This is a genomic window from Spirillospora albida (genome assembly GCF_000718255.1).
In the GTDB taxonomy this organism is placed as follows: Bacteria; Actinomycetota; Actinomycetes; order Streptosporangiales; family Streptosporangiaceae; genus Spirillospora; species Spirillospora albida.
The window spans coordinates 393673-405954 of the sequence record NZ_JOFJ01000002.1; the positions used below are offsets into that span (position 1 = coordinate 393673).

A 12282-nucleotide genomic window follows, 5' to 3' on the forward strand; every position below is an offset into this window, starting at 1 on the left:
CCGTTGCACCATGATCAACTTCGCGCGGCGCGCTGCCTGCGCGCAGCCGTGCGGGTGCGCGTGCGCGCGATTCAGGCGGCGTCGGAGACGGCGAGCAGCAGGTGGCGTTGGGCGTCGTCGTCGTAGCCGAGCACGCCCTGTTCGCGTAGGCGGCGGATCTGGTTCTGTGCCCACTGGCGGGACAGGCCGGCGCCGGTCCACACGTCGGACAGGTCGGCGGTGGTGAAGTCCTCGCGGCCCTCGGCGGCCCATGCGGCGATGCGCTCACGCAGCGCCTGGCGCGCCTCGGCGGCGGTCATGGTCGGTTCGGGCCGGGTGAACTCCCATTCCTCGTCGTCGGGGTCGTCCTCGATCGGGTCGTCCATGTCGGCGGTCATGGTCGGGTCGGGGTCTTCGGTGGTCAGGTCGTCGGCAGCCGACCAACCCTCGTCCGCGTCGCTCTCGGCGTCGTCGCGGGCGTCGTCCGTGGGGCCGGGCTCGCCGACCGGGCGGGCGCCCGTGGTGCCGGTGGCGTTGCCGGTGATGGCGGCAGTGAACTCGTCCACCGTCTTGCCGGTGGCGGGCCACTCGGCGGCATGGGCGGCTATGGCGGCGGTGTCGGGCTTCCCGCTGGCGTCGAGCCATGCGAAGGTGCGCAGCGGCATCGCGATGCGCTCGATGGGGATGCCGGGGGCGTCGAGGTAGGCCATGCCGGGCTGGGACGATCCCCACAGTTCCGGGCGGGCCCCGGCGTCTTCCTGGGCCTCGGACAGGCCGAACGCGGCGTCATGGGAGTTAGCGACGCCGAAGCACATGTTCGCCAACTGGCCGCGGGCGATGGTCGGCATCTGCGTCCAGTCCGAGCGCTGCAAGCTCATGACGATGGTTCCGCCGGCGGACCGGACGGCCTTGAGCAGCCGCAGGAAGGTCTCCATGCCCTTGTCGCCGAGGGCGTCGCCGATGTCGGGGAACTCCTCCAGCCACAGCACCCAGTAGGCCAGCCCGCATCCGGGCTCCCAGTTGACGTATCCGCGCGCCGAGAGCCAGTCGGTACGGGGCTTGAGCTGCGCTTCGATGTCGTTGATCAGGGACCGGACACCCTGTTTGGTGGTCTCGAAGCGGTGCAGGGCGGGGCGGAGCGGGCCGAGGGTCTGCTCTCCCTTGGTGATGTCGGCGGCGAACACCGCGACGTCCGTGCGGGTGATGATCTCGGCGAGGTAGTCCCATGCACCGCCGATGGACTTGCCGGACCCGGTCTTGCCCATGAACTGGCGGTGGCTGCCGGGGATGGTGTCGGCGACGTCGTCACCGTCCTGCCAGACGCCGGGGCGGACCGGTTCGGCGATCGAGCCGCCGGGCCGGGACGGGCCGGGCCAGGGGATCGGGGCGCGCATGATGCGCGGGTCGGACAGGGTGACCTTGGCGCGGTCGGCGCGGTCGGTGTCGGCGGCTACCGACAGGGTGCCGGGCGGCAGGCCCATGGCGCCCTCGATGTGCTCGGTCTTCTTCTGCACGTCGCCCACGGTCTTCTGTCCGGCGGGCAGCGCCATGGCGGCCTCGATCTTGCGTTCGCCGGCCTTGACGGTGGCCATCCGGGCGCCGTCCAGGCCGGTGCTGTCCTTGCCCTGGTCGAACAGGAACGCCAGTGGATCGGTAACACCGGACAGGCCGGTCTTGGCCCGGATCACGGTCCGGATGTTCCAGCCCGTGCAGACGGTCACGCCACCGGCCAGGAAGAACCAGGTCACCACCGGTTGCCCGATCCCAGCGACCGAGCATGAGGTGACCCACATCCCAGCGGCGAACGTGGTGACGGTGGCCGAGCCGCGGCCGAGGATGCCGCGGGTGTGGGAGACCAGCCACGTCACCCCCGACAGCACCCCGGTACCGAGGGTGAGGCCCATGGCCGACCATGCGGCGCCCTGCCCGGTGCCCCACAGGGTGTGGGCGGCGTGGCCGATGCCCGCGACGACGGGCCAGATCAGCCACGGCGGGGCGAGGGTGGCGAGCTTGGAGGCTTGGGCGGCCTTGAACCGGTCCCATGAGGCGTCGTCCACGGTGGCCAGTTGCGTGCTCTTGAGCGTGTTCTTGGCAGCCATCAGGCGTCGTCCTTGAAGTCGAACTTGGGCTTGCGCTTGGGCGGGTTGAGGATGTCGGCGAACTCGGTGCGGAACTGGTTGTGGAACTTCACCGCTTCCACTGCGGCGCCCTTGGCGTGCTCGGACGCGCGCCGCAGCCGGTTGCGGACCCGGCGGGCGCGCATCTTGACGTCCACACCGAACAGGGCCGGGTGCCCCTTCTGCGAGGCGATCAGGGCGCCGTAGACCTCATCGGCGGCCATCTCGAACTCCATGGACAGGTCCCGGCAGATCGACCGGGACGCCTGGCTGTAGGCGGTGATCGACTTGGCCCCGGTGAACTCGATGTTCGAAAGCTCCGGGATGCGCCGCTTTACGCTCACGGGCGGTTCTCCTTCACGGGCTCGGCGTGCGGTTCGGTGTCGGGGTCGGTGGTGTCCTCGATGACCTCGGCGTCGATAGCGCCGACTCGTCCGGCGCGGTACTCGTCGGCTATCAGGTGGCGCAGGCGGGTCGCCGAGGCCGGGGGCGTGCCGATGGCGGCCGAGGTGAGCGCGGCCAGGGCACCGGCCAGCAACCTGGCCACGGCCCACAGGCCGCGCAGGACGGCGAACAGGGCGGCCAGCGCAGCGCCGGTAAGGGCTCGGTCCGTGCGGGGCGGGTAGTCCAGCGTCATCGCCGCGGCCTCCACTCCAGCAGGGGCCGGAGATGCGGGAGCCGCTTGACGGTCACCAGCACCCCTAGGGCGAACGTGAACACCAGCACCCCGGCGGCGGTCGCGGTGCCGGTTGGCAGGTGCGCCAGGTGCAGGGCGAACAGGTACACCGCGCCACCGGTCGAACAGGCCAGCATGAACCGGTCAGCGAACGCCAGCCGGTAGCCCGGACGCGTCCGGCGGGTACGCCGGACCGTGCGCGGGTTGGGCGTGGGGGTACGGGCAGTCATGACAGGACCTCCTTGCCTGCCGTTGCGGTCACCGGGGTACGGGGGGCGGAGTCGAGGGACGCCAGGTACTCGCGGACCTGGGATGCCTTGGTCTGACCGCACCGAAGCGTGGCCTTGATCCGGCGAATCGAGGGCACCTGTCCGGCCGCGATCTCATCGGCGAACACCGCCACGGCGCGCACCTCGGCCGGGTCGCCAGCCGAACGGGTACGCCGAGCCGGGCGCACCTCGGCGGACGCGGGTACACGCGCGCCGGAGGTGTCGGGTACGGCCGAGGACGACGCCCCGGGTACGGCCGTGGGTGCGCCCTCGGCGAGTGCGGGCACGGGTACGGGGACGGGCGCCGACTCGGGTACGAGGTGCGGCGTGGCGGCGTCTTCACCGACGCGGTATGCCGCCTCGGCCACGGCGCCGGACTCCTGCTCGGCCTCGGCCGACTGGCGGCCGCGCCGGATCATGCCCATGAGCAACTCGACAACCAGAATGAGCGTGATGGCCGGCCACGCGCCGACGACGGCACCGACCGGGCCATGGGCCAGCCCGTGCAGCACGTTCACCGCGACTGTTGCCGCGATGCCCAGCGCCAGCGCCACGCGCGCCAGCATCGGGCCCGGTCACCGCGCCGGGCGGCGTCCAGCAGGACCATGGATGCGGTGAACACGAGCCCGTCCACCGTCAACGGCGTCAGGTAGGCGGTCACCCCGGACTCGCCGTTGTCGCGGACGACCTCCAGCGCGTGCCGGAACGAGACCACTGCGGCGATACCGCCGATGCCCACCACCGTGGCGGCGGTGCTGGCACGGATCACCCGGTCACCCGTCCGAGGCTGCGCACTGCGCGCCTGTGCGGAGCTCACCGGGCCACCCCCGCCGAGTCGAGGGCGGACATGATCGGGGCCATGCGGGCGGTCACCAGGTCGGCCAGCCGCCGCACCGATGCCTTGGCATCGGCCACGGTGAGCGCCTCGGGCGCGTCCTGGGGGACGTACAGCTCACCGGCACCGATCTCGAACAGCAGCAGGGAACTGGTCAGCATCGCCGGACGGCGGGCCAGGGCGTCATCGGCCGGGGTGTGGTAGCCGCGGTTCCAGCGGTCGCCACGGTCCCAGTCGGCGAACCCCCGCACGTCGGCGAGCGCGGCCGGGCGGGGGACGGCGACCTGGACACGGGCGATAAGCGCGGCGCTGTCCTCGCTGCCGGTGAAGGTCACCCACTGGACGCGCTCGGCCGTCCAGTCCAGGTAGGGCGGCGCCATGATCGGGGATGTGGCCACCTGCCACGCGGCGGCGGCGAACTCGCCCGGGTCGGTCGTCACCGCGCCGTCCCCGTCGCCGAACAGCCTCGGGTACTGCCGCAGGTAGACGCCATACCGGGACACGCCGTCCGAGGCGCGGTCACGGTCGTAGACGTCGTTGAAGACGAACGTCATGCCGGTCACTTCTTCTTGCCGGACTGCGCGGCGTCGTAGGCGTCCCGGACGCTCTTGGGCTCGCCATTCGGCCACGTCGAGGACTTGTCCTTGGTCGGCTTGTCGGACATCGTTGAAGCTCCTTCCTTGGAAGGAACCCAGGGGCGTTCGCTCTTGGCCGTTCGGGCGCTCCTGGGTCCCCACTGATCGGACGGGGTCAGGCGACCTCGTCGAGGTCGAGGGCGAACAGCGCGGCCAGTTCCGCGGCGGTGAAGCCCGCCCACACGCCGTGCTCCGGACGGATTCGCGCCGCCAGCTCGAAGCAGGCACCGCGCAGCGGGCAGGACTCGCAGACCTCGGCGGCCACGACCTCACGCGCCGCACGCTCGTCCGGCGGCTCCTGGCCGTCCGGGCCGGTGTGCAAGTCGGGGTCGAAACGGCACTGTGCGCCCTCGATCGGCTCGCCGCGCAGGTCCATGGCGGACAGCGCCGAAACGGCGGTCAGGGGTCGGGACACGAGGCAGCTCCTTGAATCGGTGATCGGTTGGAAGCGCGGTCCCGGCGGCGTGCTTGGTGGCGTGTGCACCGGGACCGGCTTCGGGTGACGGACGGGCACTTGATCAGCCCAGGGCGTTGGCGAAGCGGGACACGGCGTCGAAGAAGCCGGTCACGAAGCCCGCGGCCTTCTCGGGGTTCTGGAAGACGAAGACCGCCAGAACCAGCGCGGTGACCCACTGGCCGACCTTGCTCGACTTGTCGGGGAACATCCGACGCCTCCTCAGCGTTGTAACGCCAAACGTTTGGCGTTTGCTCAACTCTGATTGTGGCCATCCGTGGCCGGATGTCAAGTAACGCCAGTCGTTTGGCGTATGCAGTAGGGTCTAGTTAGGTAGCCCTAAGCGGGCTGGGAAGGAGCAGGTCAATGCAGCAGTCGGAGCGTCACGGGTTCCGCGACATCGCCGCGAAAATTCGTCAGGAGATCATGGACGGCCGGTACCCCACCGGGACCGTCCTGCCAGCCGAGCCGGAGCTTGCCGACCGCTACGGGGCGTCCCGTAGCTTGGTGAACAGGGCAATGCAGGTACTCGCGGCCGAGGGCATCGTCCGACCTCGGCAGGGACGGGGCACCATGGTCACCTGGCTACCGCCGATGCTCCACTCACCGGCGCGGTACGACCGGGCCACCCGCGAGAACAACGGCGCCCGCGGCGCGTTCGACGCCGAGGTTCGCGCCCGTGGACTGGAGCCGCAGCACGAGATCACCACCGAACGCGCCGAACCGCCGGCGGACGTCGCCGAGGCGCTCGGCCTGCCGACCGGTGAAGTGAACTGCCTCGTCCGGCGTCGGCGACTACTCGCCAGCGGCATTCCCGTCCGGCTCAACGCCAGTTGGTTCCCGCTCGACATCGCCGAGGGGACCGTCCTGGAGGAAGACGGCCCGGTGATCGTCGGCGGCGTCAAGAGCGCGCTTGCCGAACTCGGCTACGCGCAGACCAGGGCGCGCGAACAGATCATCCCGAGTCGTCTGCCCACCGAGGCCGAGGCGCACGCGCTGGAGATCAGCCCGGAGCGCACGGTGGTCGAGATCACGCATGTCGGCATGACGGCCGAGGGCCGCGCCGTCGAGGTCACGGTCTCGGTCGCCCCCGCCCACTACGTGACGGCTCAGTACGAGTTCCCGCTTGCCTGACAACCGGAGAGACCACACCTGATGATCACGCGCCTAGTCGAAGACCACGCCCAAGCCCTTGCGGGCAAGGGCGAGCTACCCGCGTTCGTCTACGACCTCGCCGCGCTACGTGAGCACGCGGCCGAGGTCAAGGCCGCGCTCTCGGCGCCCGGTGCGCCGGAGATCTTCTACGCCGCAAAGGCCAACCCGGACACGCCGATCCTGCAAGCGCTCGCCCCCTACGTCGATGGCATCGAGGTCGCGTCCGGCGGCGAGCTGGCGCACGTGCGCGAGGCGCTGCCGGACGCGCGGTTGGCGTTCGGCGGCCCCGGCAAGACCGACGACGAGCTACGGCTTGCCCTAGACCTCGGCGTCGAGCGCATCCACGTCGAAAGCCCGTATGAGCTGTCCCGGCTGGCCGAGATCGCTCGGACGTCCGGCCGTGAGGTCGATGTCCTGCTACGCCTCAACCTCGCCGGCGACCGCAGCGGCGTCGCGCTCGCCATGAGCGGCCCGTTCGGCATGGACCCGGACCTGATCGAGTCGTGCACCAGCATCCTGGACGACTCTCCGCAGGTGCGCCTCCGCGGCATTCACGCGCACCTGGCGTCCGGCCTGGATGCCTCCGCCATGGTCGCCCAGTCCGCCGAGATCCTCGCGTGGGGCCGCGCGTGGCTCGACAGGATCGGCCACACCGGCCCGCGTGAGTTCAACCTCGGCGGCGGCATGGCCGTCGACTACTCCACACCCGAGACCCGATTCGACTGGAAGCAGTACGGCGCCGACGTCGCCGCGCTCGCCGAGCCAGGCGAAACGCTGCGCATCGAACCGGGCCGCTCAATCAGCGTCTACGCCGGGTGGTACCTCACCGAGGTACTGGACGTGAAGAAGGCACACGGCCAGTGGTACGCCGTCCTACGCGGCGGCACCATGCACATCCGCACACCCGTCACCAAGCAACACAACCACCCGTACGACGTCCTCACCCGCAACGGCGACGGCCCCGCAGTCGTTGGCGAGCCCGTAACCCTCGTCGGCCAACTCTGCACCCCAAAGGACGTCTTCGCACGCGAGGTCCCCACAGACCGCATCGCCGTAGGCGACCTAGTCGCCTTCTCCATGTCCGGCGCCTACGCCTGGAACATCTCCCACCACGACTTCCTCATGCACCCAAAACCGACCTTTCGATACCTCGGCAATTAACTCTCGCATAAGGCTGGCCCTCGGCCACTCGTGGCCGAGGGCCCTTTCTATCTCGGATACTTGACATAATCGCCCACATCATTTGTGTTCGGGGCTCACGAGTCCGTCATGCGATGCGTAGTTCGTGTGGCTGTCAGTCATTCCCATATTCAGGCTCCTGGAAGTAGTCTTCGGGGTTGCCCTCGGTTTCGAATGAGGTTGGTAGCCCTGCGTGGTTGATTAGTTCCCATGAGTCGAGTACGAGTTGGCACGTGGGACAACTGAAGTAATCAGATCCTATTGTGAGCTCTACCGTCACGTCAGTAATATCCTCATTGATCCCTCCGGAAGAAGAGTAGAAACCACTTTCGTGAAAGATCTGAGTATTCTCGACGTCCTCGCCTTCCAGGACGCCCTCTGATCCGCACGCGGGGCAAAGTGCCGTAGTGTTATGGCTAAGCCATGCGGTCAGATCTCGCCCCACTTTCCATTCGGCTGCGACCTTTGTCCGAAGCGTTCCCTCACGTCTTTGTTGTAGACGCTGCTTGGCTCGTTCTATCAGAGCTTCAGTTCGCAGTTCAACGTTCTTGGCGTTCTGCTCTAGGTGGCCTAGGACTATTCGTTCCCTGTCTGCGCCTACCAGTGCGGCAATATCTTGGTCAAGTGCCGTTACCAGGATAGTCGCCTGCGCCCAATATCTCGGCCACCAAACTTTCGGTGGAATAGCCATAAAGCCTGTTCCGCTGCTATGTAGGTATTCGTTCCTCCCATTGATGATCCTGTTGGCCTCGGCTTGGTCGAATGGCTTGAATGCCTTATGGCAGCGAGCGAACAATGTTTTAGCTCTTACTGAAGTGAATCGAGCCTCACCCGAGACCAGTCCACTTGCAATAAGTAGATTTGTGCCGTCCTCGGTAGGCTCGGCAACCAACAGCGGTGAGACACGCGCGAGAGCAGCCTTGGCAAGCAGTTCGAGGGCAAGGGCGGCCCACAAGGCTTGCTCGTCGAACGATCTAAAGTCATCATCCATTGCGCGATTGAGGAACAATTTTGCCTTTATCCACAATGCTTCGTGATCGTAGGGTGAATTCACGACTGCTCGCCTTCGATGTAAAAGCTAATTCGCTGGAGTTCGCGATCAGGGTCGTTGATTGCTGAGGCGCGACCATGGAGAGTGCGTCTATTGTTAATCACCAACAGCATGTTTGGTTGACTCCACGCATGTTCGGTGATGCCTTCAGATATTTTTTGAAAGAAGGTAGCTATTCGCCGGGCGCGAGCATCGCATGGCGTCATGCAAGCAGGATCGTAGCGAAGCCTTCCGCGAGCCTCGGCCGTGCAGAAGAATGAGTCCTTGCCGCTGTGAACAAGAAAGATGCCATCTTGTGCAATGGAAGGGATTCTTGAGTTCAAACGTTTGGCGCTGTAGCTTGGTCGCCAAAGACGTGTGTGAGTGGAATTCTCATCTGTATTGGAGAGCACTACTACGTCCGGCGGGCGAAGTAGGTGAGCGCCATCGGTGTGCAGCGGTTGTTCCTCCAGGCCGTATTGGGCACTCATCGACTTTGGTCGTGCGGCTGCTTGACCCAGTGATCGCAACGTGACAACAGTCGGGTCACCCCTGCGTATTGGCACCTCAATCCAGCCTAGGGACTGTGCCTCGCTCTGAACTTGATCGATCGTCCCCGACCCCACAGCCCACCCTTGCCGCTGGGCTCTTTTGGCCAAGCCTTCTAGCTCCGTCGCCATGGAGTAGTTGTACTTCATCTGCCTAGCCAGGCGCACCCGGGATTCCCCGGTGGGTCAGGGGAGGCTATTGGCGGTGTAGTACATCGCCAGGATCGCGGAACATGGACGGGACGGCGAGGTCCCTGGGAAGACGGGAAGGATGCTTCGCCGCAGGTCAGCCTAGTTACAGGGGTGACGACATGGTCTCTCTGTAAATCCGTCGGCTTAGCCTACGCAGGTTCGAACCCTGCACCCGCCACACCACGTAAAGCGGCCCCTCACCAGGCATGACCTGGCGAGGGGCCGCTGTCGTTAATCCCGATAGGTCCCCCTTTTCCTTTTCTAGCCGTCTTCAGGTCGGGCGGGTGCTTTCGGGGGCCGGTGGTTCGATCGGCAGGCAGACGGTGAAGATGGTGCCGCCGCCGTCGCGGGGTGCGGCGGCGATGGTGCCGCCGTGCGCCTCCACTATGGCCTTGGTGATGGCCAAGCCCAGACCGGTGCCTTTGACGCCGGCCTCCTTGGCGGTGGAGGCGCGGAAGAACCGGTGGAACAGCTGCCCGTACTGCTCGGGCGGGATGCCGATGCCGGTGTCGGCGACCGTGAGCAGGACCGCCTCATCCCCGCCGCCCTCGGCGCCGGTGGCGGGTCCGGCGGTGACGGTGACGGCGCCCCCCGCGGGTGTGTACTTGATCGCGTTCGACAGCAGGTTGTCGATCACTTGGCGCAGCCGGACCGGGTCGGCGTTCACGGCCAGGGCCGGGGCCAGCTCGGCGGTGACGGTCAGCCGCTTGGCCTCGGCGGCGGGCCGGTGGTCGTCGACGGCCTCGCTGACCAGGTAGGTCAGTGCCACCGGGCGGGCATCGATGCCAATGCGCCCGGACTCCAGGCGGGCCTGATCCAGCAGGTCGTCGACCAGGCGCTGCAGATGGGCGCTCTTCCGGTCGATGACGTCGACGAAACCGCGCTGCTCGCTGCTCATGCCCGCATCGTCCAGCAGCAGCTCGGCGTAGCCGCGGATGGCGCCGATGGGATTGCGCAGCTCGTGGGTGACCAGCGCCATCAGCTCGTCCTTCATCGCGTCCAGCTCCCGCAGCTGGCGTACCTGCCGCTGCTCGGCGGCCAGCAGGCGCTCGCGCTGCTCGGCCAGCCCGTGGCGCTCGGTGATGTCGGTGGAGATGCCGTCGACCAGCAGCCGGTCCCCTTCGCGGCGCGGCGTACCGCGCATCCAGATCCAGCGGGTCACGCCGTCCAGGCCGATCAGCCGGTATTCGGCCTCGGCCCGGTCGCCGCTGGAGGCGGCGACGTGAAAGGCGGCCATGGCCGGGCGGTCGTCGGGGTGGAGCCGACTCATGACCAGGTCGGCCACGTCGGCGCCCTCAGGCACCGGGCCGCCGAGCAGCTTGGCCAGGTTCGAGCTGACCGCCACGTTGCGGCCTGTGCCGTCCGCACCGAATTCGATGGTCCACACGTCATCGTCGAGCTGGGCGATGACCTGCTCGAACCGGCGGTTGCTCTCGGCCAGGGCAAGGGCGAGCTCCTCGGCCCGGCGGCGCTCCATGTAGCGGCCCACATGCGCGCAGATGCCCTCCAGCAGCGCGACCAGGTCCTCATCGGGCTCCAGGACGGCGTCGGAGAAGAAGGCCAGCACGCCCTCCACCCGGTCGCCGCGGTGGATCGGCAGGCCGATGGCCGCATGCAGGCCGACCTGCAGTGCTTCGGCCTTGCGGGTGAAGTCGCGGTCGTCGGCGGGCAGGTCGGCCACCCACATCACGCCGCCGCGCTCCCACACCAGCCCGGCCAATCCATGGCCGCGGGGAAAGGTGACCGGCTCGGCGCCGGTGAAGGCCGCCACCTCCCGGCCGGGCCGGTGCCAGGAGGCGATGCGGGTGATCTCGTCGTGGTCGGGCCGGACGTGCCAGTATTCGCCGCAGGTCCAGCCCAGCGCGTCGGTGACGGCGGCCAGCACGCCGACCGCGGCCTCCCGGCTGGAGCGTGCGTCGGCCAGCGCCCGCACCACCGCGTGCTGAGCCTCCCGCAGCATCTGCGTGCGGCGCGCGGCGGTGATGTCGCGCAGCACCGCGTGGCACAACGCCCCGTCCTGTGCGGGACCGACCTGCACGATCATCTCGGCCGGGAACTCCCGCCCGGACCGGTCGACCGCGGTCACCTCCAGCCGCTGCCCGACCGCGGACGCCTCCTGCCGTATCCGGCGCACCATCTGCTCCCAGCCGGTCCGCAGCTGCTGCGGGCAGATCAGCGCCCCGGCCTGGCAGTCGGCGGCCTCTGTCGCCGACCAGCCGAACAGATGCTCGGCCGCGGCATTCCATGCCACCACCGCCCCGGTGGCATCGAAGGAGACCGCCGCCTCCGGCACCCGGTCAAGCACCGCCTGCGCCCGGCCCAGCCGCACCGCGATCTCCACCTCGACCATCGCGGCGAGGTCCCCCAGCGTCTCCAGCTGCTCGGCGTTCCACTGCCGGGGCCGGTCGTCGATCACGCACAGCGCGCCCAGCACCTGCCCGCCACCGGATCGCAGCGGCATCCCCGCGTACGCCGTCAGTTTCCCGGCGGAGACGGTCTCGACCGCACGCCAGCGCACGTCGGCCCGCGCGTCCGCCACGGTCAGCGGCACGTCCTCGACGACGATGTTCTGGCACAGCGATTGCGACAGCGGGCTGTGCTCGGCCCGCCAAGGGTCGGCGGGCCCAGCCGAGCTGACCACGATCTGGCGGTCGGCCTCGATCAGCGACACCATCGCCACCGGCGTGCGCAGCCACCGGGCCGCCAGCCGGGTCACCCGGTCCAGCAGTGGCACCTCGCTGGACTCCAGCAGGCCGGTGGCGCGCAGCACCCGCAGTCGCCGGGCGTCCAGTATGCGGTCCGTCTTCTGCATGGTCGCCATCTCCCCCCGGCGCCCGTTCCCTTGCATCTCCCGGTTTCACACCGTTGCCTACCGACCACGTTACGCTTCCGGCCACTTCAGGTGATCAGCACCCCGCACCGCGCCGCCCTCGGGCGGGGTGCGCACGGGGCGCGTGTCGCCGGCGGATGTTGCGAGCGGAAGAGCTCGGCTCCGCCACACCGTTAGATACAGCCCTTCACCAGCCACGCGGTGGAGGGCTTTTCTCATTGCCGCACCGGTGATCCACGGCTGTGACCGGTTCTTGCGGCTCGCCCCGACGCCGGGGCCGGACAAGGTTTTCGGGGTTTTCCTCAGGACCTCGTCGGGTGGTGCCGATGGGTCTGCTGACAACGACGAAAGAGCGCGATCCGAAACGCGCCGGCTCAGGCCCC

General features: G+C 68.4%; 14 protein-coding genes. 2 read left to right on the plus strand and 12 right to left on the minus strand.

The genetic code is table 11. The features are described 5' to 3' along the window. Window positions 1–71: 71 nt before the first annotated feature. The 9 genes from IE99_RS0104440 to IE99_RS31680 all read right to left on the minus strand — a co-directional run bounded on the left by IE99_RS0104440 (window position 72) and on the right by IE99_RS31680 (window position 5176). On the minus strand, window positions 72–2078 hold the full coding sequence (locus tag IE99_RS0104440) for a hypothetical protein (RefSeq protein ID WP_051711965.1): 2007 nt from the start codon (window positions 2076–2078) through the stop codon (window positions 72–74). Next, window positions 2078–2440 carry a hypothetical protein gene (locus IE99_RS0104445; RefSeq protein ID WP_030163951.1) on the minus strand — a complete coding sequence of 121 codons (363 nt, stop codon included), beginning with the start codon at window positions 2438–2440 and terminating at the stop codon, window positions 2078–2080. Before IE99_RS0104445 ends, IE99_RS0104440 begins: the two co-directional genes overlap by 1 nt. Further along, on the minus strand, window positions 2437–2733 hold the full coding sequence (locus IE99_RS0104450) for a hypothetical protein (protein WP_030163953.1): 297 nt from the start codon (window positions 2731–2733) through the stop codon (window positions 2437–2439). The genes IE99_RS0104445 and IE99_RS0104450 overlap by 4 nt, the downstream gene beginning before the upstream one ends. Next, window positions 2730–3002, minus strand: a complete 273-nt coding sequence (locus tag IE99_RS0104455) for a hypothetical protein (protein ID WP_030163955.1) — start codon at window positions 3000–3002, stop codon at window positions 2730–2732. Before IE99_RS0104455 ends, IE99_RS0104450 begins: the two co-directional genes overlap by 4 nt. Then, window positions 2999–3595, minus strand: a complete 597-nt coding sequence (locus IE99_RS30025; RefSeq protein WP_157610043.1) for a hypothetical protein — start codon at window positions 3593–3595, stop codon at window positions 2999–3001. The genes IE99_RS0104455 and IE99_RS30025 overlap by 4 nt, the downstream gene beginning before the upstream one ends. Beyond that, a complete protein-coding gene (locus IE99_RS28835; RefSeq protein ID WP_051711968.1) occupies window positions 3556–3810 on the minus strand; it encodes a DUF2637 domain-containing protein in 255 nt (84 codons plus the stop codon). The genes IE99_RS30025 and IE99_RS28835 overlap by 40 nt, the downstream gene beginning before the upstream one ends. A gap of 44 nt (window positions 3811–3854) precedes the next feature. After that, window positions 3855–4430 (minus strand): hypothetical protein, encoded by a 576-nt coding sequence (locus IE99_RS0104465; RefSeq protein WP_157610045.1) that lies wholly within the window; start codon window positions 4428–4430, stop codon window positions 3855–3857. 196 nt (window positions 4431–4626) lie between these two features. Further along, on the minus strand, window positions 4627–4926 hold the full coding sequence (locus IE99_RS0104475; protein ID WP_051711970.1) for a WhiB family transcriptional regulator: 300 nt from the start codon (window positions 4924–4926) through the stop codon (window positions 4627–4629). Between the two features lie 103 nt (window positions 4927–5029). Then, the gene (locus IE99_RS31680; protein ID WP_157610047.1) at window positions 5030–5176 is read right to left on the minus strand and encodes a hypothetical protein; all 147 of its coding nucleotides are present in this window, start codon (window positions 5174–5176) and stop codon (window positions 5030–5032) included. Between the two features lie 155 nt (window positions 5177–5331). Between IE99_RS31680 and IE99_RS0104485 the strand changes: the two genes are divergently transcribed. Both IE99_RS0104485 and IE99_RS0104490 read left to right on the plus strand, forming a co-directional pair. Then, a complete protein-coding gene (locus IE99_RS0104485) occupies window positions 5332–6099 on the plus strand; it encodes a GntR family transcriptional regulator (protein ID WP_030163961.1) in 768 nt (255 codons plus the stop codon). Between the two features lie 21 nt (window positions 6100–6120). Next, window positions 6121–7281: a type III PLP-dependent enzyme gene (locus tag IE99_RS0104490; protein WP_030163963.1), complete on the plus strand. Its 1161-nt coding sequence runs from the start codon at window positions 6121–6123 to the stop codon at window positions 7279–7281. Between the two features lie 133 nt (window positions 7282–7414). Here IE99_RS0104490 and IE99_RS30965 read toward each other — a convergent pair whose 3' ends face one another. The 3 genes from IE99_RS30965 to IE99_RS30030 all read right to left on the minus strand — a co-directional run bounded on the left by IE99_RS30965 (window position 7415) and on the right by IE99_RS30030 (window position 11881). Next, window positions 7415–8353 carry a hypothetical protein gene (locus IE99_RS30965; protein ID WP_084219276.1) on the minus strand — a complete coding sequence of 313 codons (939 nt, stop codon included), beginning with the start codon at window positions 8351–8353 and terminating at the stop codon, window positions 7415–7417. Continuing rightward, window positions 8350–9027 (minus strand): Fe(II)-2OG oxygenase family protein, encoded by a 678-nt coding sequence (locus IE99_RS31685; protein WP_157610048.1) that lies wholly within the window; start codon window positions 9025–9027, stop codon window positions 8350–8352. Before IE99_RS31685 ends, IE99_RS30965 begins: the two co-directional genes overlap by 4 nt. Before the next feature lie 313 nt (window positions 9028–9340). Continuing rightward, window positions 9341–11881 (minus strand): ATP-binding protein, encoded by a 2541-nt coding sequence (locus tag IE99_RS30030; RefSeq protein ID WP_169744388.1) that lies wholly within the window; start codon window positions 11879–11881, stop codon window positions 9341–9343. Between the last annotated feature and the right edge of the window lie 401 nt (window positions 11882–12282).

Excerpts from the sequence above, each read along its gene's own strand:
- IE99_RS0104455 (WP_030163955.1), bottom strand. The coding sequence starts at position 3,002 with ATGACTGCCCGTACCCCCACGCCCAACCCGCGCACGGTCCGGCGTACC.
- IE99_RS0104450 (WP_030163953.1), bottom strand. The coding sequence starts at position 2,733 with ATGACGCTGGACTACCCGCCCCGCACGGACCGAGCCCTTACCGGCGCT.
- IE99_RS30030 (WP_169744388.1), bottom strand. The coding sequence starts at position 11,881 with ATGCAGAAGACGGACCGCATACTGGACGCCCGGCGACTGCGGGTGCTG.
- IE99_RS0104440 (WP_051711965.1), bottom strand. The coding sequence starts at position 2,078 with ATGGCTGCCAAGAACACGCTCAAGAGCACGCAACTGGCCACCGTGGAC.
- IE99_RS31680 (WP_157610047.1), bottom strand. The coding sequence starts at position 5,176 with ATGTTCCCCGACAAGTCGAGCAAGGTCGGCCAGTGGGTCACCGCGCTG.
- IE99_RS31685 (WP_157610048.1), bottom strand. The coding sequence starts at position 9,027 with ATGAAGTACAACTACTCCATGGCGACGGAGCTAGAAGGCTTGGCCAAA.
- IE99_RS0104465 (WP_157610045.1), bottom strand. The coding sequence starts at position 4,430 with ATGACGTTCGTCTTCAACGACGTCTACGACCGTGACCGCGCCTCGGAC.
- IE99_RS0104485 (WP_030163961.1), top strand. The coding sequence starts at position 5,332 with ATGCAGCAGTCGGAGCGTCACGGGTTCCGCGACATCGCCGCGAAAATT.
- IE99_RS0104490 (WP_030163963.1), top strand. The coding sequence starts at position 6,121 with ATGATCACGCGCCTAGTCGAAGACCACGCCCAAGCCCTTGCGGGCAAG.